General features: G+C 66.3%; 1 protein-coding gene. It reads left to right on the top strand.

Features of this window, described 5'->3' with window-relative positions; translation table 11 throughout:
* The coding region (locus AN218_RS37360; protein ID WP_216311698.1) for a hypothetical protein at positions 1-259 on the top strand (259 nt) is incomplete at its 5' end.
* Between the last annotated feature and the right edge of the window lie 225 nt (positions 260-484).

Raw genomic sequence — 484 nt, 5'->3', positions numbered from 1 at the left:
TGCGCTCGGAGATGTCCGTGACCCCGACGAGATCCGGGTCCAGTCGCACCAGGCGCACATCCGGCAGAGCCCGGCGAAGGCGGACGCACAGCCGGTGGGCGGCATCGACGGTACTGGCGCCGTCGCCGGCCACCGTCAGGAGCTGTCGGCCCCTGTGGGAAGCGAGCAACCCGTCGAATTCATCGAAGACGACGCCGACGTCCAGGTCGCTCTCAGCCGAGACCCCTTCGACGATGAACAGAAACTCGTAGTCCATTAGCCCCCTCTCAGCAGGTCGTTCCCGTCCTTGTGCGGGACTCCGTGCCTGCGCCAGGTATACCCACCAACAACTGTGTTGTCAATTGACAACATTTGTTTCCGAGTGCCCGGGGTCACGTTCTCGGGTGTCGGCGCGGATCGTCCCTCGGGTAGGGCACCGCGCGCCGGCCCCGATGTCGCTCGCGTGATCTGCGGTGCTCGGGGGCATATCCGCCGGAGGAGCCCG

This window comes from Streptomyces nanshensis (assembly GCF_001751255.1).
In the GTDB taxonomy this organism is placed as follows: Bacteria; Actinomycetota; Actinomycetes; order Streptomycetales; family Streptomycetaceae; genus Streptomyces; species Streptomyces nanshensis_A.
This window is presented reverse-complemented; position numbering and strand designations above follow the sequence as displayed.